Genomic DNA, 19,061 nt, shown 5'->3' with positions numbered 1-19,061 from the left:
GTTTGAAATGGCTAACGGCGAAATTGTTGTCGCGCAATTGCTGGAGCGGATCAATGGCGGCCAGGCCGCCGAGGCGCTGCCGGAAGTGGAGCAATGGCTCGCGCTGCACCCCGGCAATCCCGGCCTGCTGACCCTGAAGGCCGAGGCGCTGCGTATCTGCGGCCGCGCGCGCGACGCGATCGCCGCGTATCGCGAGGCCGGCGAGAAAGGCGCCGGCTCGCGCAACTGGCTGGTCGCCGGGATGCTGCTGACCGGCGAGCGCGAAATCGACGCGGCGCTCGACTGTCTCGCGCGGGCGCGCGCCGAAGCGCCGGAGGACGACACGATCCTCGACACGCTGGTCACCACCACCTTCAACGCCGGCCGCTTCAAGGACGGCGCGGACGCCGCGCATCGACAGCTCGAACTCAGCAGCAATCCAACCTATCTGTCGCGCGCGGCGCTGTTCCTGCAAAACATCGGCAAGTTCGACGACGCCGCGCGCGCGTTCCGCAAACTGCTCGAACTCGCGCCGGACGATGCGGCGATCGTCGGTTCGTCGCTGGTCGCGATGCGCTACACCTGCGACTGGGACAGCATCGAGCCGCTGCAGCAGAAACTGCTCGGCTGGTATGCGCGCGGCGAATTCGGCGGCGCGCAGGAATATCCGCTGACCAATCTCACCTGGTGCGCGAACGAAGCGGTGAACCTGGCGGTGACCGAGGCCTATGTGGCGCGCACGGTGCCGCCCGCGGACGGGCCGCCGCTCGCCGCGCCGCGCGCCGCGCGCCGCCCCGGCGAGCGGGTGCGGGTCGGCTACCTGTCGAGCGATTTCCGCAACCACGCGACGATGCATCTGATGGCCGGTCTGCTCGAATCGCACGACCGCGAGCGCTTCGAGATTTTCGCGTACGACTACACGGCGCCCGATGTGTCCGATTACCGGCAGCGCTTTCTCGACGCGGTCGAGCACCACGTCGAGATTCATACGCTGAGCGATCAGCAGGCCGCCGAGCGGATCGCCGCCGACGACCTCGACATCCTGTTCGACCTGAAGCTGTACACCGGCGGCGGCCGCTCGGGGATCATGGCGTACCGGGCCGCGCGGCTACAGGCTGCGTTCATCGGCTTTCCGGGCAGCGCGGGCAGCCCGTATATCGACTACATCGTGTCCGACCGCTTCGTCACGCCGGACGCGAGCGCGCCGTACTACCCGGAGAAATTCTGCCGCCTGCCGCACACCTACCAGTGCAACGACCGCAAGCGCCTCGTGCCGCCGCGGCCGGGCACGCGCGCGGCGCACGGACTGCCGGAAGACAAGGTGGTGTTCGGCGCGTTCAACCAGTCGTACAAGATCGACCGCGGCAGCTTCGAAGTATGGATGCGGGTGCTGACCGAAGTGCCCGACGCGGTGCTGTGGCTGCTCGGCCAGAGCGAAGCGCAGATGGCCAATCTGGCGCGCTACGCCGAGCAGATGGGCGTCGATCCGGCGCGCGTGATCTTCGCGCCGTTCGCCGATCCGCACGACCATCTGACCCGCCTGCAACTGGTCGACGCGGTGCTCGACACGCTGGTTTGCAACGGTCACACGACCACCTCCGACGCGCTGTGGGCCGGCGTGCCGGTGATCACCGCGCGCGGCCAGCACTTTTCGTCGCGCGTGAGCGAGAGCCTGTTGAATGCGCTCGGCGTGCCCGAGCTGGTCGGCGACGATCGCGACCAGATGGTTCGGATCGCGAAGCGAATCGCGAGCGACGCCGGCTATCGCAGCGCGTTGCGCGCTCGCGTCGAAGCGAATCGCCTGAGTGAACCGCTGTTCGACACGCTGCGCTTCACGCGTAATTTCGAGCGCGGCATCGAAGCGATGATCGCGCAGCAACGCGACGGCGGCGCGCTCGCTCACCTCGACGTGAGCGACTGCGGACAAATCGCCGAAGCGGAGCGCGCGGCCGTGCCGCCGAGCCAGAACGCCGCGCTGCGCACGCTGTACACCGCGTGCCCGCTGTGCCAGAGCGTGAGCACGACGCTCGGCGCGATCAGCTGCCGCCCGCTGCCCGCGTGGCGCGCGCCGCTGCCGACCGAATTCACGTGGATGCAGTGCACGTCGCCCGCCTGCCGGCACGTGCACTCGCGCTACCACTGGACCGACGCGGGCCGCGCGCTGCTGAACGCGACCCCGCCGGCCGGCGCGGAGATCGATCCGGCGAAGTGGCTGCCGGTCGTCGACAAGGTGGTGGACCTGCTCGGCGGCTATGGCCCGGCGCTCGCGCGCCGCGACGCGCCCGCGTACTGGGTCGATGTCGGCTGCGGCAGCGGCAGCCTCGTGATGGGCGCGGCGGACTACGGCTTCACCGCGATCGGTCTCGACACGAATGCGGACGCGGTGAACCGGATGCGCCAGCGCGGGCTGATGGCGATGCACCACGACTTCATGACGCTGCAGATCGAGATCGTCGTCGACGTGCTGACGATGATGGACGTGCTGCCGCAAATGACCGATCCGCGCGCGGTGCTGCTCAAAGCGCACCAGGTGCTGCGGCCGGGCGGTCTGCTGGTGGTGAGCGCGCCGCAATTCAATTCTTCGGTGTGGAAGGTGCTGGAAAGCCAGAACGCGAACCCGTTCTGGCAGGAGATCGGCAACAGCCATCTGTTCAGCCGCGCGACGCTCGCGCGCCTCTTGAACGAATGCGGCTTCGAGCTGGCCGGTTTCCGCATTCCCGACCGCCAGCCGACCCTGATGGAGTTCTACGCGAAGAAGGCGCTCGTCGCCTGATCGCGCGTCCGCGCTCCACACCCGTACATCAGGATCCGGGCCGCGTCGCGCGACGCCCGGATCGACTCCAGGAATCAGCATGCCAATCTGCGTCGTCAGTCACAAGAACACCTCGTTTCCCGAGTCCGACCTTTACTGGCCGATTGCCGTCGGCCCGAATAAATTCGACGGCGCGAAATATCGCGACGATCTCGGCAAGGACAACATCGCCCACCTGAACCGCTTCTATTGCGAGCTCACCGCCACGTATTGGGTGTGGAAGAACATCAACGCGGACTTCGTCGGCATCTGCCACTACCGGCGCTATTTCAACTTCGTGCCGACCACGCATTTCGCTAGCGGCTGGCTCGAACTCGCGTACGACAACAACATCGCATCGATTCTTGCGGACCCGCGTCAGGCCGAATCGATCGAGCGGATCCTGCAAACCTACGACATCATCGTGCCGCGCTCGGACCCGTGCCCGCTGACGCTGCGCGAAAGCTATCTGGCGACGCAGTCCGCGAAAGAATGGGACGTGTTCGTCGATGAAGTCGACTTCCTGTACGGCCGCCACAACCATCCGCTGCGCGTCGAGAACCGCAATATCTACGGCAACATGCTGATCTGCCGGAAGGACGTTTTCGATCACTACTGCAAGCAGTTGTTCTTCGTGATCGACCGGGTGTTCCAGCGCGTCGGCGAATACGACGAGGTGCCCGGCGCGCGCTATCAGCCGTTTCGCTATCCGGGCTATCTGGCCGAGCGCTTCACCAGCGCGTTCATTTTCGCGAACCGGCTGCGCGCGTACGAATCGCAGATCTTCGTCCTCAACAACGTGTAAGCCGTCGCTCGACACAGCGCAACGGCTATCGACCAAACAGAAGGAAACGAGGACATGCGGGTTCTAATCGTCGGCGCGGGCCTGTATGGCGCCGTTTGCGCGCGTGAGTTGACGCGCGCGGGTCATCACTGTCACGTGATCGAAAAGCGCACCCACGTCGGCGGCAATATCTACACCCGGCACGTGCCGGAAGCCGGTTGCCACGAGCACGTGTACGGCGCGCATATCTTCCATACGAACTCGAAGCGGATCTGGGACTACATGTGCCAGTTCGCCGAATTCAACCACTACGTGAACCGCGTGAAGGTTGCGCACGGCGAGCAGCTTTACAGCTTTCCGATCAACCTGTTCACGCTGTATCAGGTGTTCGGCGTGCGCACGCCCGAAGCGGCCCGCGCGCGCCTCGCGGCGGACATCATCGACAATCCCGCGCCCGCCAACATGGAAGAGTATTGCTGCTCGGTGATCGGGCCGACGCTGTACCGGCTGTTCATCGAAGGCTATACGACCAAGCAGTGGGGACGGCATCCGCGCGATTTGCCGGCCGACGCGGTGAAGCGCCTGCCGGTGCGGCTGACCTTCGACGACAACTATTTCAACGACCGCTATCAGGGCATTCCGGTGGGCGGCTATACCGCGATCGTCGACAAGTTGCTGGACGGCGTGACGGTCGAGACCGGGGTGGATTTCCACGCTAATCGCGACGCGTGGATCGCGGACTACGACCGGATCATCTACACCGGCCCGATCGATGCGTTCTTCGACTACCGGCACGGCGTGCTCGAATATCGGTCGCTGCGCTTCGAGCGCGAACTGGTCGGCGTCGCCGATTACCAGGGCAACGCGGTCGTCAACTACACGGAAGCCGACGTGCCGTGGACGCGCATTCTCGAGCACAAGCACTTCGACATGAACACGAAGGAGCCGGTCACGCTGATTACCCGCGAATATCCGCAGGAGTGGCGTCAGGGCGATATCGAGTACTACCCGGCACGTAATGAGGAAAGCGAAGCGTTGTTCGAGCGGTATCGCGCGCAGGCCGACGAACTCGCGCCGCGCGTGCATTTCGGCGGCCGTCTCGGCGAATATCGTTACTACGATATGCATCAGGTGGTGGGCGCCGCTTTGGCGTTCTGCGAGAAAGTGGCGGTGGCCGCGATCGACGAGGCCGTGGCGCTCGGTTGAGCGCGGTTGGCGGCAGGCGGAGCGCATCGACGGCGCCGCGCGGCCGCCGCGCTATCTCACAATTGTTGACCAACCGGTCACACGTTCAAGCTTGTTGAAAGGCGGGCGAGCCTTTAGAATCCACCGGTCACTGGGGAGTAGCCTTCCTTCATCGCATGGAGGAGAGCGCGTCAACATACTTGGCCTGCGGGTCATGGCGCGTTCGACCGGGTCGGTTTGGCGAGACCATTGACGTACTGCCTCGTTCTGGTCGGACGGGTGGCGGTGCGTCATGGTTCGTCACTTACGTCCGACCGCGGAGTTGCCCTGTGAATCACCGTTGCACGTCAGCCGTTTTCCCCTTTGCTTTCGCTTCGAGCCGCCGGCCGGTGTCGGTGAATTGCCGTGTTTGCCGCACGTCGGCCGGGAGCGCCGCATGACAGGTCTGCTGCTCGAACTCGCAATCATGCTGGTCGTCATCCTGGTGGCGGCCGAACTCTTCACCAATGCGCTCGAACATCTCGGCGAGCGTCTGAAAATCTCCGAAGGCGTGACCGGCTCGCTGTTCGCGGCGGTCGGCACCGCGCTGCCCGAAACGCTGGTGCCGCTGCTCGCGATCGCCGGCAGCAAGACCGGCGGCACCGTCAATCAGGAAATCGGCGTCGGCGCGATTCTCGGCGCGCCGCTGATGCTGTCCACGCTCTCCACGTTTCTGATGACGCTCGCGATCCTGCGCACGCGCGGCGTCAACGGCTGGGTCGCGCCCGAGCGCAGCGGCTTCACGCGCGATCTGAACTACTTCCTGTGCGCATTCGCGCTCGCGGCCGTCGCGATGTACGTGCCGCACGAGCAGATGATCGTGCGCGCGCTGTTCAGCATCGCGCTGGTCGGCGTCTATGTGATGTATGTCGTGAAGACGTTCCGCGCGTCGAGCGGGCTGGTCGATGCCGGTCATGGCACCGAGGCGCCCGGCAAGATGTTTCTCGCGCGCTTCGGCATCCCGACCAATCTCGCGACGATCGGCGTGCAGCTGGTGCTCGCGGTCGCCTTGCTGGTGTGGGGCGCGGAAGGCTTTATCGAAGGCGTGCGGGGCGTGTCCGAGGTGTTCCAGGTGTCGCCGCTGCTGCTGTCGCTGCTGATCATTCCGATCGCGACCGAGTTGCCCGAGAAGGTCAACAGCATTCTGTGGATCCGCCGCGGCAAGGACACGCTCGCGTTCGGCAACATCACCGGCGCAATGGTGTTTCAGGGCACGCTGTTGCCCGCGATCGGCATTTTGCTGACGCCGTGGACGCCGCGCATCGAAGTGCTGACCGGCGTGATGATCACGCTGGCCGCGTCCGCGTGGCTGCGTATCAACGTGCGCGAACAGGGCGTGAGGGTGTGGGCGTTGCTGGTGTGCGGCGTGTTGTATGCGACGTATCTGGCGGTGACGTTGACGCGTTGAGCGCGTGCGGCCGCGTTGGCTGAAGTCTCGCCGCTGATCTGATCAAGCATGGTTTCAGCGGCGTCTTCGCAGCGGTCGCGTGACCGGGCGCTGCGGCAAACGCGGCGCTGCCGTCACGCGTCGAACCGCGCGTCGAACCACGCGGCGCACGCCTGCCGCACGCGCTCCGCGACGGCGAGCCACGGTTCATCCAGGCCTCGCCGGAACAGCCGGACCGTCCCGGGATACCACGGCGAGTCGTCGCGGTCGTGCATCCAGCGCCAGTCCACATCGCGCGCCGGCAGCAGTACCCAGCACGGTTTGCCGAGCGAGGCGGCCAGATGCGCCGTCGATGTATCCACGCAGATCAGCAGATCGAGTTGCGAGATGACCGCGGCGGTGTCGGTGAAGTCTGCGAGATCGGCGCCCAGCGGCAGGATCGGCAGGCTCGCGGGAAACGACAGCGCTTCGTCTTCCCCCGCGCCTTTCTGCAGGCTCACGAACTTCACGCCCGGCACGCTCCAGAGCGGCGCCAACGTGTTCAGCAACGGCAGCGAACGGTGCGCGTCGTTGTGGTGCTTCGGGTTGCCCTTCCAGACGAGACCCACCCGGGGTCCCGCGCCTAGCGCGGCAAGGCGCTCGCGCCAATGCTCGATGCGCGCTGGATCGACGGTGACGCGCAGCGGCGGCGGAATCGTGTCGGGCGTCGTGCCCAGATACAGCGGTGCGCTGAGCAGGCTGGTCCAGTAATCGAACGTGCCGGCGCGCGCCGCGGCTTCGTCGTGAGTGAGCACGGCGTCGACGCCATCGACCTCGGTGAACAGGCGCTGGAGCGGCGCCGTACAGGCAAACGCGACGTGCGCGGCGCCCTGAGCTTTCAGCAGGCGCAGATAACGTCCGAACTGCAGCATGTCGCCGAGTCCATCTTCCTGCCAGACGAGCAGCGATTTGCCGGCGAGCGGCTCGCCGCGCCAGCGCGGGCATTGCAGCATCGACTGCGTGGCGTGATGCGCGAACCCGACCATCTCGTAGCGGCATTCATACAGCAGAAAGCCTTCCTCGAAGCGGCCCATGCCGATGAGCAGCGTAGCGAGACGGAACTTCGCGTCGCCGTAGTCGGGGCGCAACGCGAGCGCGCGGCGGTAGGCGGCTTCGGCTTGCTCCAGCTCGCCGAGTTCTTTCACGATGCTGCCGATGTTGAAGTGCGTTTCCGCGATGTCGTCGCGCAAGCCGAGCGCGTGCTGAAACGCCGCGAGTGCGTCGGGCAGGCGCGCTTGCGTTAGCAGCGCGCAGCCGAGGTTATTGGCCGCTTCGACGCGGTCCGGCGCAAGCCGGAGCGCTTCCCGATACGCGGCTTCGGCATCGACCGGCTGGTCCAGTGCGTGCAGCACGCAGCCGAGGTTGTAATGCGCGTCGGCGAACGCGGGGCGCAACGCGAGCGTCTGCCGGTACGCGCTTTCGGCCTCGGGCAGACGCTTGAGCTCGGTGAGCACGCAGCCGAGATTGTTGAGCGCCTCCGGGTAGGCCGGGCGGATTTGCAGCGCGAGGCGGCAGGCGAGTTCGGCTTCGCGGAGGCGGCCGAGCGATCTGTATAGAGCGCCGAGGTTGTTCAGTGCCTCCGGGTAGTGAGGGTGCGCGAGCAGCGCCTGCCGATAGGCTTCTTCAGCGTCTTCGATGCGGCCGCGTTCGCGCAACAGGTTGCCGAGGTTGTTGTGCGCTTTCGCAAACTGGGGATTCGCGGCGAGCGCCGCGCGATAGGCCGCCTCCGCGTCGTCGAGACGGCGCTGTTCGTGAAGCGCGATGCCGAGGTTGTAGTGCGCGTCGACGTGATCCGGACGCAGTGCGAGCGCCGCGCGGTACGCGGTCTCGGCCGCGTCGTGCCGTCCGAGCCGGTGCAGCACGATCCCGCGATTGCTGTGGACGTCGGCGTCGGCGGGACGTAGCGCGGCAAGCTGGCCGTAAACCGCTTCCGCTTCGGCAAGCTGGTTGAGCGTCGCGAGCATCGCGCCGAGGCCCAGATACGCGTCGGCGAAATCCGGCTTCGCGTGGATGCAGCGCAGCCATAGCGCCTGCGCGTGCGCGGGCTGGCCTGTACCCATCGCGCACATCGCCGCGAGATTGAGCGCATCGGTGTGCTCCGCATCTTCGGCGCCGGCGTTCGCGCCGACGAGCGGGGCGAGCAGCGCCAGCGCGTCGGCGAACTGGCCGGCGGCGCTGAGGGCGGTGGCTTCGCTCAGAAGAACGTGCGGGCGCGCGGGGGCGAGTGGGCTCGTAGCGGTCACGGTGGTCGTGGAAGGGCGGTGGACTGGCAGCTTAAGCGATGCGCCGCCGCGGTGACGGCCGGAACTGAGCGGGCAACGCGGCTCAATTCGACCGATGGCGTGCCGCGCTGGCCGTCTTGCGAAGCCGTAAGGCCGGGCGCGGGCCGGGCGTCCATCGCGGGCAATCCGCTGTGCGACCGGCATCGCGCCGCGAAGCGCGCCCGTGCAACAGCGCATCAACACGTAGCTAAAGTTTCTCCAGGTGGGGTCGTTATCACAAACAAGGCGGCCGGCTAACGAACCGCTGCCGTTACTGGGCCAGTGGCCCCATCAGGAGAATCTCAATGCTCGGAATCAACAGCAACATCAACTCGCTCGTCGCGCAACAAAACCTGACCGGTTCGGGTAGCGCGCTGTCGCAAGCGATCACGCGTCTGTCGTCGGGTAAGCGTATCAACAGCGCAGCAGACGACGCGGCAGGTCTTGCGATCTCGAACATCATGCAGACCCAGATCAACGGTCTGAACCAGGGCGTGTCGAACTCGAACGACGGCGTGTCGATGGTGCAAACCGCGTCGAGCGGCCTGTCGTCGCTGACCAGCAGCCTGCAACGTATCCGCCAGCTGGCGACGCAAGCGTCGAACGGCTCGATGACCGACAACGACCGTGCTGCACTTCAACAGGAAGTGAACCAGCAAGTCTCGGAAATCAACCGTATCGCGTCGCAAACGACGTACAACGGCATGAACGTCCTCGACGGCTCGCTGGGCACCGTGGGCTTCCAGGTCGGCGCAAACGTCGGTCAGTCGATCTCGCTGAATCTGTCGCAGTCGATGTCCGCTGCTTCGATCGGCGGCGGCGTCCCGGCAGCTGGCAACACGCTCGGCTCGTTCTCGGTCTCGCTGGATGACACCGGCGCCGCAGTGGCTGCCGCGGGCATTACGTCGATCACGGCTTCGTGGGATGACTCCACGAATGCGGTCTCGTACACGGACCAGAACGGCAACTCGATCACCGACGCATCCACGATTACCTTCTTCGGCACCAAGGCTACGGCCCCGACTGCAGCGGGCCAGGCCTCGGCTACGTACACGCTTGCTACCGACGGCAGCGAGAACGCTACTGTCTCCCAGATCAACGTGATCGCCGACGGTAAGGGCGGTTTCACGCTCACCGACCAGAACGGTCAGGCCCTGGATAGCGCTGTTGCTACCGCAGTCTTCGCGGGCGGTACTGTTGCTACGGACAGCGACGGCAATACCACGCTGACCGGCGAAACCGGTGCTTCGATGGCGACCGACATCGAAACGATCACGGGTGGTATCGCGGTCGCGTCCCAAGTGGCCGGCGATGACGTGAACCTCGACGCAGCGGGCAAGGCGACCGACGCTGTCGGCGCGACCATCGACAAGCTGAGCAAGTCGAACACGGTTTCGCAGATCGACATCTCGACCAAGGACGGCGCATCGGCAGCAATGCTGACCATCGACAACGCGCTGAACGCGGTCAACAACCTGCAGGCAACGCTGGGCGCCGCACAAAACCGCTTCACCGCGATCGGCACGGCGCAGCAAGCGCAATCGACCGACCTGTCGTCGGCACAATCGTCGATCCAGGACGCCGACTTCGCGCAAGAAACGGCCAACCTGTCGAAGGCTCAAGTTCTGCAACAAGCCGGTATCTCGGTTCTGTCGCAAGCGAACTCGCAGCCGCAGCAGATCCTGAAGCTTCTCCAGTAAGACGCTTCCCGCTGCAGACGTCCGGCGCGCGGCTTGATGCGCGCCGGACGAAAACCCTTCGGGAGGCTTGCCTCCCGATTGTCATTTCCAGCGTTAAAGCGCGTATCAGATCGCTTTAACCGGCATTGCCGATGCACGGAGCCTCTTCATGTCCACCGTAACCGGATCCACCTCCAGCGCGATCGCGAGTGCAGTCGCCACCACGACCGCCAGCGCCAACGCCACGGTGCAGGCCGCCGCACAGTCGATCATCAGCGGCTCGACCAATTCGTCGATGGACACAAGTTCGCTCGTCACCGCGCTCGTCAATTCCAAGACCGCCGGTCAGGCCGCGACCATCGCCGCCGAGCAGACCGCGGACAACACGCTGATTTCGGCGTACGGCACGCTCTCCGCGGCACTGTCCGCGTTGCAGGCAGCCGTCGAGCCGCTCAGCGACGGCACCACACTCAACAGTTTTTCCTCCACGCTGAGCGGCAGCGGCGTGACCGCAACGGCCAGCACCGGCGCGGTGGCGGGTTCGTACTCGCTGAACGTGTCGCAGGTTGCGACGTCGCAGGTGCTGACCTCGTCGGCCTATAGCGCGACCAAAAACCTGGCTTCCGGCACGGCGTCGATGACCCTGTCGGTCAACGGCAAAAGCACGACGATTTCCCTCGGCAGCTCGAACAGCAAGATTTCCGACATCGCGTCGGCGATCAATTCCGCCAGCGACAATCCCGGCGTAGCCGCGACCGTGGTGAACGGCGCGAACGGCGCGTACCTCGTGCTGCAATCGACGTCGACCGGTGGCTCGAACGGCATCAGCATCACGATCAGCGATACGAACTCGAGCGACGACCTGAACAAGCTCGCGGTGTCGACGACGAACGGCGGCGCGATCACCGACGCGAGCGACCTCAGCGCACAGGTCGTGGATAGCAATGGCGACCCGGTGCTCGACAGCAGCGGCAACACGCAGACCTACAACCCCAGCCAGTCGACCATCAGCGGTTCGGGCTGGACCCAGACCCAGGCCGCCGAGGATGCGTACTTCACGCTGGGCGGCGTCGGCGTCACCAGCTCGACGAACAGCGTGAAGTCGGCCGTGTCCGGCGTGACGCTGAACCTCACGTCGGCGGCCGTCGGCACCACGCAGGCGCTCACGATCGCGCAGAACACGAGCGCGGAGTCGTCGGCGATCAACAATTTCGTCAGCCTGTACAACACGCTGGTCACGACGATGGGTTCGCTGACCTCGTACAACGCGGATTCGACGTCGCAGGGCGTGCTGCTCGGCGATTCCACGTTGGGCATGATCCAGAATCAGCTCGCCAAGATCGTCGGCGGCGGTGTGGGCAGCGGCAGCACGAAGACGACGCTCGCGTCGATCGGCATCACGCTGCAGGCGGACGGCACGCTGTCGATCGACGACACGACGCTCAGCGATGCGTTGCAGAGCAACCAGTCGGTGGTGGCCTCGCTGTTCAACTCGACGGACGGCATCGCCGCGCAACTGAACAACAACATCACGAATTACACGTCGTCCAGCGGCATCATCAAGAACCGCACGGATGCGATCAACAACGACCTCACGAGTCTGACGAATCAGCAGACGGTGCTCACCGCGTGGCAGGCCCAGCTCACCAGCACCTACACCGCGCAGTTCACCGCGCTCAACACGCTGATGGCCACGATGAACAACAACTCGCAGTACCTCACGCAACTGTTCGGCGGCACCAACAGCGCGGGCGCGCTGGAATCGAACAAGAGCTGAGCGCAACGAGGAGAGAGCGATGCAGAACGTAGCCCCGATCGAGCGTATCTGGCAGATCACGAAAGACCTCGAGCTGGCGGTCGCCGTCGGCGAGTGGGAGCGGGCCGCGCAGCTCGCGGACGAACGCTCGCCGCTTCTGACGGCGCTCGGTACGCCGCAGTCGCCGGAAGTGATGGCGCGGCTCAAGCAGATCCACGCGATCGACAGCGTCATCGTCGAAGCCGCGCAGGCCGCGCAGCAGGTGCTGGGCGCGGAGTATCGGACGAGCATGCAGGCGAGCCGCAATGCCGGGCAGTATCTGAACATGGCGCGGTACTGAAGCAGGAGCCGCGATTTATTGCGCCGTTCGCGGCGCAAGTGCGTATTCGAGCCCGCCTTGTGCGGGCTTTTTCTTTTTGCTTTTCGTTTTCTTTGCCGCCAGCAACGAAGTGCGAGGCGGCGTATCCTCGACGCTCCCGGGTTCGCACCCGGTCCCCATCCCGAGTCAGCCCACTCACACCTGGAGCCATCATGGAACTACGCAGGATCGGCACTTCCTCCTTGCAGGTCGCCCCGCTGATGTTCGGCGGCAATGTATTTGGCTGGACCGCCGACGAAGCGACGTCGTTTTCGATTCTCGATGCGTTCGTCGACGCCGGCCTGAATTTCATCGATACCGCCGACGTCTACTCCGCGTGGGTGCCGGGCAACTCGGGCGGCGAGTCGGAGACGATCATCGGCAAGTGGTTTCGCCGCAGCGGCAAGCGCGAGCGCATCGTGCTCGCGACCAAGGTGTCGAAGCATCCGCAGCGCAAGGGGCTGTCGGCCGCGAACATCGAGGCCGCGGTCGAAGATTCGCTGCGCCGCCTGCAAACCGACTACATCGACGTCTATTTCTCCCACGACGACGACACCGCGACGCCGCTCACCGAAACGCTGGGCGCGTACCAGAAGCTGATCGACGCGGGCAAGGTGCGGGTGATCGGTGCGTCGAACTACAGCGGCGCGCGCATCGAGGAGGCGCTCGCGGTCTCGCGCCAGCACGGGCTGCCCGAGTACCAGCTGCTGCAGCCCGAATACAACCTGTACGACCGCGCCGAATACGAGCGCGACACCGAGCCGGTGGCGCTCGCGAACCGGCTCGGCGTGGTTGTGTATTACAGCCTCGCGAGCGGTTTCCTGTCCGGCAAGTACCGTAGCCAGGCGGATCTGGCCGGCAAGGCGCGCGGTAGCCGGGTCGAAAAATACCTGAATGAGCGCGGCCTGCGGATTCTCGGTGCGCTCGACCGCGTTGCCGAGCGGCTCGGCAGCACGCCGGCGGCGGTCGCGCTCGCGTGGCTGATCGCGCGACCGAGCGTTACGGCCCCAATTGCGAGCGCGACCTCGGTCGAGCAACTGCGCAGTCTCGCCGACGCCGTCCGGCTCAAATTGAGCGCCGACGATGTCCGCGAACTGGACGCGGCAAGCGCCTGAGCGGCCGGGTACGGGCGGGGCTCGGGGGAGAGGCGGTTTGTCACGGAAGTGGCGGCGCGATGGCCAGGGAAAAGCCTGGCGTAATCGGTAAACCCCTGGTAGGATGGAGAGTTTCCTGATATCATCGGGAGTGAATTGAGATCTTTGCCTGTTTCGTCAGTGTTCGCATTGATGAAAGGTTGGCGAAACGGCAACAGACGCGGCATTTGCATTACGTCTGTCCGCGTTCCGCGGTGAACTCCCCACCTCTCTTTTCCGGCCTCCGTGGCCGTTAGCCTCTCGCTTCATTCGTGGTTTGGCCGGGGTTGTCCATCTTCCTCGCGTTTGCCTGTTACTGGCCATGAATCGGAGCGACCGGAGGGCCGGCGCGTGAGTGGTACCAAAAGCGGTTATCGCCACGCAATTAAACCCGTATCTAGTGATTGAGTTAGGAATTACATGACGACGATTCTTCTGAAGGAAAACGAGCCGTTCGAAGTGGCAATTCGCCGCTTTCGTCGCGCAATCGAAAAGAATGGCCTGATCGCTGAACTGCGTGAGCGCCAGTCGTACGAAAAGCCGACCACGGCTCGCAAGCGCAAGAAGGCAGCAGCCGTCAAGCGTCTGCACAAGCGTCTGCGTAGCCAGATGCTGCCGAAAAAGCTGCACTAAGCACGCTTTTCACGCACGCCAAACGGCGGTGTGAGCTTCGCAAGAAGCCACATCGCCGTTTTGCTTTTTGGGGTGCCGTTTTGGGTATTACGCCGCGCTTTTCAGTCGTTCGGCGGACAGGTTGAATTCTTTCGCGATCGATCCCAGCCGCTCGCGCCATTCCCAGGTGCCGAATACGTCGTGCACGTTTTGCAGGCAGCTGAGCAGATCGATGGTCGCCCGGTCGTACACGTTCACGCGGGCGCGCAGCAGCGCTTTCTTCAGCGCGGCGACACCCACGTCCATATAGGCGGGCACTTCGCCCGGCGGCTTGCCGATGAAGCGCACCGGCACGCCTTCCATCGCGGTCATATAGTCGCGCGGCGCGATCAGACTGCCGACCGGGCAGCCGCCGCAATAGCCGCGATACGCGCCGCCGCCGCGCGGCAGCAATGCGGCGCGCTTCTGGCCGAACAGGTGCGCGACCGCGCGATCGAAGATGTCCTGATGGGTCAGGAAGCTCAGTGATGTCATGGTTGGTCTCCCGCGCATCGAGCGGTGGTTCTTTGTAGTTGAGCGCGCATCGTGTGTGCGGATCATCGCCAGTATCCGGCGTGCGTCGCCCGGCGAAGGGCGGACTAGCGCCGTAAAGAGGCTTCAATTCGCACCTTTGCCGGTTGAGCCGTCACGCTCGCGCGATTTAGCGCGAGCGGTGCCGCGGCGCTCATAACCGTATAACGGCCGAGCTGCGCGAAAAGCGTAGAGGGGCTATACCAGAACCAAAACCAGACGCCGTGAGAGACCGCTGCCGCGTCAACCGGCCTTGCGCCGTTGCCGTTTTTTTCCGAGCGACGCGCAATGCGCGCGGCACATACAGGTCGTCTCGTGATCGTTGACCATGCCGACCGCCTGCATGAACGCGTAGCAGATCGTCGAGCCGACGAACTTGCAGCCATAGCGTTTGAGCGCCTTGCTCAACGCGTCCGAGATTTCGGTCGATGCCGGCGCGTGCTTGTACGACGCCCACTCGTTCTGGATCGGCGTATCGTCGACGAACGACCACACGAAGTTCGCCAGCGAGCCATGCTCGGCCTGGATCTGCTGCACCGCGCGCGCGTTCAGAATGGCCGCCTCGATCTTGCCGCGATGACGCACGATGCTTTCGTCCGTGACGAGCGTGTCCACCTGCTGCGGCGTGAAGCGCGCGACCTTGTCGATCTCGAAGTTCGCGAACGCGCGCCGGTAGCCGGCCCGCTTGTTGAGGATCGTCGACCACGACAGCCCGGCCTGCGCGCCTTCGAGCACGAGCATCTCGAACAGATGCCGGTCGTCGTGCGACGGCACGCCCCATTCGTCGTCGTGGTACTGTGCGAGCGCTTCGCTCGATACCCAGTTGCATCGTTGTGTCACTGTCGCGCTCCCGTATGGCAATGTCGTTCGCCAGCATAGCGGAAGCGTCCGGCGCCGCAAGCCTGGCCGTTCGGCTAATTGCGGGATCGAAACGGACCTGCGACGCTACCCGTTCCTTACTCACAAGAGCATTCGATTCGATGAACCAAGACCACCTCTATCTGATCGGCGTCGACGGCGGCGGGACCGGTACGCGCGTCGTACTCGGCGACATCCAGGGACGCGAACTCGCGCAGGCAACGGCCGGCCCGTCGGGACTCGGGCTCGGTGTGACCAACGCATGGCAATCCATTCAGACCGCCTGCGCCGACGCGTTCGGGCGCGCCGGCATCGCGCTCGACTGGTCGCGCTGCGTGATCGGCTGCGGACTTGCCGGCGTCAATAATCGCGACTGGCTCAACGCGTTTCAGGCGCAGGCGCCGAAGACCGCGGCGCTGGCGATCGAATGGGACGCGTACACGACGCTGCTCGGCGCGCACGGCGGCGCGCCGGGCGTGATGGTCGCGCTCGGCACCGGCAGCGTGGCGGCCGCGCTGTCGGACGAGGGCGACTTCCGCGCGGTCAGCGGCTATGGCTTTCCGTCGGGCGACGAAGCGAGCGGCGCGTGGCTCGGCCTGCGGCTGATCGTTCACGCGCAACATGCGCTCGACGGCCGCGGACCGCGGGACGATCTGGTGCATGACCTGCTCGCCTATACCGGCGTGCAGGATCACGACGGCCTCGTCGTGTGGTCGTGCGAGGCCAATCAGACCGCTTACGCGCGGCTCGCGCCGCTAGCGATCGAACATCGCAAGAATCCGTTCGTCGCGCGCCTGCTCGACGAGGCCGGCGTCGAAATCGGCAAGATGATCGCGGCGCTGGACCCCACCGGCAAGTTGCCGGTCGCGCTGTGCGGCGGCCTCGGCGCGCCGCTGCGCGACTACGTGCCGCGCGCGTATCAGCGGCGCCTGCGCGAGCCGTTGGCCGATTCGGCGCATGGCGGGCTGTACCTCGCGCGACTGGAGTTGCAGCGGCTTGGCGGGCGATGAGGGCAGGAACTGTAACGGCCCGCGGCCAGTGTTTCGGCCAAGGCTGGGGCAGCGGCAACGCCGGCCGCTACCCGCGGATCTGTAAAATACGCACTTTGACGCTGCCTCGGCGGTTCTCCCCGTCGGCCTTCACCATGTACAAAGTCATCGCCACCGATCTCGACGGCACGCTGCTCAACGCCGACCACCAGGTCGACCCGTTCACGATCGCCACGGTGCGCAAGCTCGAAAGCGACGGACTGCGGTTCGTGATCGCCACCGGGCGGCATTACTGCGACGTCGCGGGCATCCGCGATCTGCTCGGCATCAGCCCGTATCTGATTACGTCGAACGGCGCCCGCGTCCACGCGCCGGACCACACGGTGATCCATGCCGACGACCTGCCGCCGCCGATCGTCCAGCGTCTGGTGCAGCCCGAAATCGTCGGCGCGCATGGCCGCGTGATCGTCAATCTGTTCGCCGATCAGGCGTGGCTGATCGACCGCGATGCGCCGGATCTGCTGAAGTTTCACCAGGACTCGGGCTTCACTTACGAAGTCACCGATCTGCCCGCTCACAATGGCGACGACATCGCGAAGGCGCTGTACATCGGCGAGCCCGCCGACCTCGCGCAGGTCGCCGCCAACCTCGAGCGCGAATTCGGCGAGCGCCTGTACGTGACGTATTCGCTGCCGGACTGTCTGGAAGTGATGACGGCCAACGTGTCGAAGGGCCGCGCGTTGCAGATCGTGCTCGAACGTCTCGGCGTCGATGCCGCGGATTGCGTCGCGTTCGGCGACAACATGAACGACATCGATCTGCTCGAGACGGCCGGCCATCCGTTCATGATGAACAACGCGAACCCCGATCTGATCACGCGGCTGCCGAACGTGCCGCGTATCGGCAACAACTTCGAGGCGGGTGTCGCGCATCATCTGCGCAAGCTGTTCTCGCTGGACGACGAACTGGCGTCCTGAGCGCCCGGCGCCTTAACGCAACCGGAAACGAAGACGGCCCGCAGCCACTTGAGTGGATGCGGGCCGTTTAGCATGGCGCGCGTCACGCAGCGCCGGGACTTTCGGCGCGGGACGCGAACCGTCCGCCGTCAATCGCGCCAGCCGCGATGCTCGCCGCGATCGCCATGTCCCCACCGGCCGTTGTCGTGCCCCCAGCCGCGGCCGTAACGGTCATTGCGGTGATAGTCGCGATAGTAGTCGCCGCGCCCGTAGCGCTGATGCCAGCCGCCGTAGTACACCGGCTGCGGTGCCGCGTAGACCGGCGCGGGCGCCGCATAAACCGGCGCGCCGATCGACAGCCCGACGTTCAGACCCGTGTGCGCCTGCGCGACGCCGCATGCGCCCGCCGCGAGACCGCCAGCAACCAGCAAGTGAGTGACGATGCGTTTCATGTAGCTCTCCTGTGAAGCGACGTAGGTTTGTCGCACAGGACCAATGTACGCACTCGCTGCCAGGTGGACTGCGACGAGATGTTACGGACTGCAAGCATCGTCGCAGCAATGAAAGGGGATGGAAAAGATTGCGGGTTCGCGGTGCGAAGATGCGCCGCTTATCGCTAAATCCCGTCTTATAAGGCTTTGCGACGACTGGCCCAGCTGGACCAAGCGGTTTCTCGCCGATGCGCGGCGATTTGCGTCAGCCCGCGCGTAATCGAGGCTTACATCTGTATTACCCGATTAATCCGATGCCTCTGCGGAAGCAGCCCGAATCGCGGCAGTCGTAGAAGTCACAAAAAGCAGAAGCGGAAGCGAAACCCACCGCCTAATTAGACACGGCCGCCGGCTCCGACGCCGCCACCCCCGGCAAAGCCGCGCACGGACAATCGGTCGGACGCCCGTCGAGCCCTTGATGCTCATGCCTGAAACTCGCGCGCGGCGTGCCGTCGCGCCAGTCGAGCCGTACGATATAGATGCTGTCGAAATCGTCGCTTTGCCACTTCGGCACGTCGGCGGCGTTGCCGCCGTGCGCGGCGAGCATCTGCCGCAGCAACTGCTCGATCAGCCGATGCTCCCAAGCAATCACGATCAGCTTGCCGCGATTGGCCGGCGCGACGAGCGCGTTGCCGAGCTGGTCGATCTGTTCGAGACCGTACGGCGTTTGCACCGGCATCTGGAATTGAATCGCGGTCGGCTCGATCGTCGCGAGCGGCCGCACGTAGTAGTACGGATGACCGTTATCGTTTTTCTGCTGGCCGGGATCCGGCGCATAGATCGCATCGGGCTTGCCGAACTTGGCGGCGATCACGGCCGGCAACGCGAGCGCCCGGTTAAGCCCCTGGCAGTTCAACTGGCCATAGCCTTCGCGCGGTTTCTCGCCGTGCCGCACGAACACCAGCGTCTCGATGTTGCCGTCGACCGCAGCGGCAGTTGCGGCGGAAGTCGCGGCCGGCGTCGTGCCGTTAGCAACGACAGCCGCGCTATTCGCGACCACAACCGTGGCCGCCTCAGCGCCGCGCACCACCAGCGCGTTCACGCCCATACCCACACACAAGCCGACGAGCGACAGTGCGACGCCATGCAGAAATACGCGAAAGCGGTTCATCGCTAGCACCTGTACGAGGCTGGAAGTCGCCCGATTCTAGCAGCGCTCGCGAATCGAACCGGCTTCGTCATCGCCCGCATCCC

At 65.1% G+C, this 19,061-nt stretch carries 16 protein-coding genes and 1 riboswitch; of the genes, 11 read left to right on the top strand and 5 right to left on the bottom strand.

Annotated features, from left to right (window positions below; all coding sequences use genetic code 11):
- Nucleotides 1–7: 7 nt before the first annotated feature.
- From BTH42_RS22880 to BTH42_RS22865, 4 genes are all read left to right on the top strand, one after another.
- Nucleotides 8–2,752 carry a methyltransferase domain-containing protein gene (locus BTH42_RS22880; protein ID WP_075303442.1) on the top strand — a complete coding sequence of 915 codons (2,745 nt, stop codon included), beginning with the start codon at nucleotides 8–10 and terminating at the stop codon, nucleotides 2,750–2,752.
- A 79-nt stretch (nucleotides 2,753–2,831) separates the two neighbouring features.
- Nucleotides 2,832–3,575 (top strand): DUF4422 domain-containing protein, encoded by a 744-nt coding sequence (locus tag BTH42_RS22875; RefSeq protein ID WP_075303441.1) that lies wholly within the window; start codon nucleotides 2,832–2,834, stop codon nucleotides 3,573–3,575.
- A gap of 54 nt (nucleotides 3,576–3,629) precedes the next feature.
- On the top strand, nucleotides 3,630–4,760 hold the full coding sequence (gene glf, locus BTH42_RS22870) for a UDP-galactopyranose mutase (protein WP_075303440.1): 1,131 nt from the start codon (nucleotides 3,630–3,632) through the stop codon (nucleotides 4,758–4,760).
- Nucleotides 4,761–4,880: 120 nt separating this feature from the next.
- A riboswitch (yybP-ykoY riboswitch) is annotated at nucleotides 4,881–5,051 on the top strand.
- Between the two features lie 124 nt (nucleotides 5,052–5,175).
- Nucleotides 5,176–6,186, top strand: a complete 1,011-nt coding sequence (locus tag BTH42_RS22865; protein ID WP_075303439.1) for a sodium:calcium antiporter — start codon at nucleotides 5,176–5,178, stop codon at nucleotides 6,184–6,186.
- Nucleotides 6,187–6,299: 113 nt separating this feature from the next.
- Here the strand turns inward: BTH42_RS22865 and BTH42_RS22860 are convergent, their stop codons facing one another.
- The gene (locus tag BTH42_RS22860) at nucleotides 6,300–8,447 is read right to left on the bottom strand and encodes a tetratricopeptide repeat protein (protein ID WP_256702152.1); all 2,148 of its coding nucleotides are present in this window, start codon (nucleotides 8,445–8,447) and stop codon (nucleotides 6,300–6,302) included.
- Nucleotides 8,448–8,770: 323 nt separating this feature from the next.
- Between BTH42_RS22860 and BTH42_RS22855 the strand changes: the two genes are divergently transcribed.
- From BTH42_RS22855 to rpsU, 5 genes are all read left to right on the top strand, one after another.
- Nucleotides 8,771–10,165, top strand: a complete 1,395-nt coding sequence (locus tag BTH42_RS22855; RefSeq protein WP_075303438.1) for a flagellin — start codon at nucleotides 8,771–8,773, stop codon at nucleotides 10,163–10,165.
- A gap of 148 nt (nucleotides 10,166–10,313) precedes the next feature.
- Complete coding sequence (gene fliD / locus BTH42_RS22850; RefSeq protein WP_075303437.1) at nucleotides 10,314–11,921, top strand: flagellar filament capping protein FliD; 1,608 nt, start codon at nucleotides 10,314–10,316, stop codon at nucleotides 11,919–11,921.
- 19 nt (nucleotides 11,922–11,940) lie between these two features.
- A complete protein-coding gene (fliT, locus tag BTH42_RS22845) occupies nucleotides 11,941–12,240 on the top strand; it encodes a flagellar protein FliT (protein WP_075303436.1) in 300 nt (99 codons plus the stop codon).
- Between the two features lie 191 nt (nucleotides 12,241–12,431).
- Complete coding sequence (locus tag BTH42_RS22840) at nucleotides 12,432–13,373, top strand: aldo/keto reductase (protein ID WP_075303435.1); 942 nt, start codon at nucleotides 12,432–12,434, stop codon at nucleotides 13,371–13,373.
- A 438-nt stretch (nucleotides 13,374–13,811) separates the two neighbouring features.
- Nucleotides 13,812–14,024 carry a 30S ribosomal protein S21 gene (gene rpsU, locus BTH42_RS22835; RefSeq protein WP_006050883.1) on the top strand — a complete coding sequence of 71 codons (213 nt, stop codon included), beginning with the start codon at nucleotides 13,812–13,814 and terminating at the stop codon, nucleotides 14,022–14,024.
- Nucleotides 14,025–14,111: 87 nt separating this feature from the next.
- On the opposite strand, the gene BTH42_RS22830 is transcribed toward rpsU, so the two are convergent.
- The gene (locus BTH42_RS22830) at nucleotides 14,112–14,537 is read right to left on the bottom strand and encodes a hypothetical protein (RefSeq protein WP_075303434.1); all 426 of its coding nucleotides are present in this window, start codon (nucleotides 14,535–14,537) and stop codon (nucleotides 14,112–14,114) included.
- A gap of 279 nt (nucleotides 14,538–14,816) precedes the next feature.
- Nucleotides 14,817–15,413, bottom strand: coding sequence for a DNA-3-methyladenine glycosylase I (locus BTH42_RS22825; protein ID WP_075303433.1), 597 nt, complete (start codon nucleotides 15,411–15,413; stop codon nucleotides 14,817–14,819).
- 140 nt (nucleotides 15,414–15,553) lie between these two features.
- On the opposite strand from BTH42_RS22825, the gene BTH42_RS22820 reads away from it, so the two are divergent.
- Both BTH42_RS22820 and BTH42_RS22815 read left to right on the top strand, forming a co-directional pair.
- Nucleotides 15,554–16,441 carry a BadF/BadG/BcrA/BcrD ATPase family protein gene (locus BTH42_RS22820; protein ID WP_075303432.1) on the top strand — a complete coding sequence of 296 codons (888 nt, stop codon included), beginning with the start codon at nucleotides 15,554–15,556 and terminating at the stop codon, nucleotides 16,439–16,441.
- Nucleotides 16,442–16,575: 134 nt separating this feature from the next.
- Nucleotides 16,576–17,397 carry a Cof-type HAD-IIB family hydrolase gene (locus BTH42_RS22815; RefSeq protein WP_075303431.1) on the top strand — a complete coding sequence of 274 codons (822 nt, stop codon included), beginning with the start codon at nucleotides 16,576–16,578 and terminating at the stop codon, nucleotides 17,395–17,397.
- Between the two features lie 128 nt (nucleotides 17,398–17,525).
- On the opposite strand, the gene BTH42_RS22810 is transcribed toward BTH42_RS22815, so the two are convergent.
- Nucleotides 17,526–17,828 (bottom strand): hypothetical protein, encoded by a 303-nt coding sequence (locus BTH42_RS22810; protein WP_075303430.1) that lies wholly within the window; start codon nucleotides 17,826–17,828, stop codon nucleotides 17,526–17,528.
- Nucleotides 17,829–18,198: 370 nt separating this feature from the next.
- The gene (locus BTH42_RS22805) at nucleotides 18,199–18,978 is read right to left on the bottom strand and encodes a histidine phosphatase family protein (protein WP_075303429.1); all 780 of its coding nucleotides are present in this window, start codon (nucleotides 18,976–18,978) and stop codon (nucleotides 18,199–18,201) included.
- Between the last annotated feature and the right edge of the window lie 83 nt (nucleotides 18,979–19,061).

Source organism: Burkholderia sp. SRS-W-2-2016 (genome assembly GCF_001931485.1).
Classification (GTDB): Bacteria; Pseudomonadota; Gammaproteobacteria; order Burkholderiales; family Burkholderiaceae; genus Paraburkholderia.
This window is presented reverse-complemented; position numbering and strand designations above follow the sequence as displayed.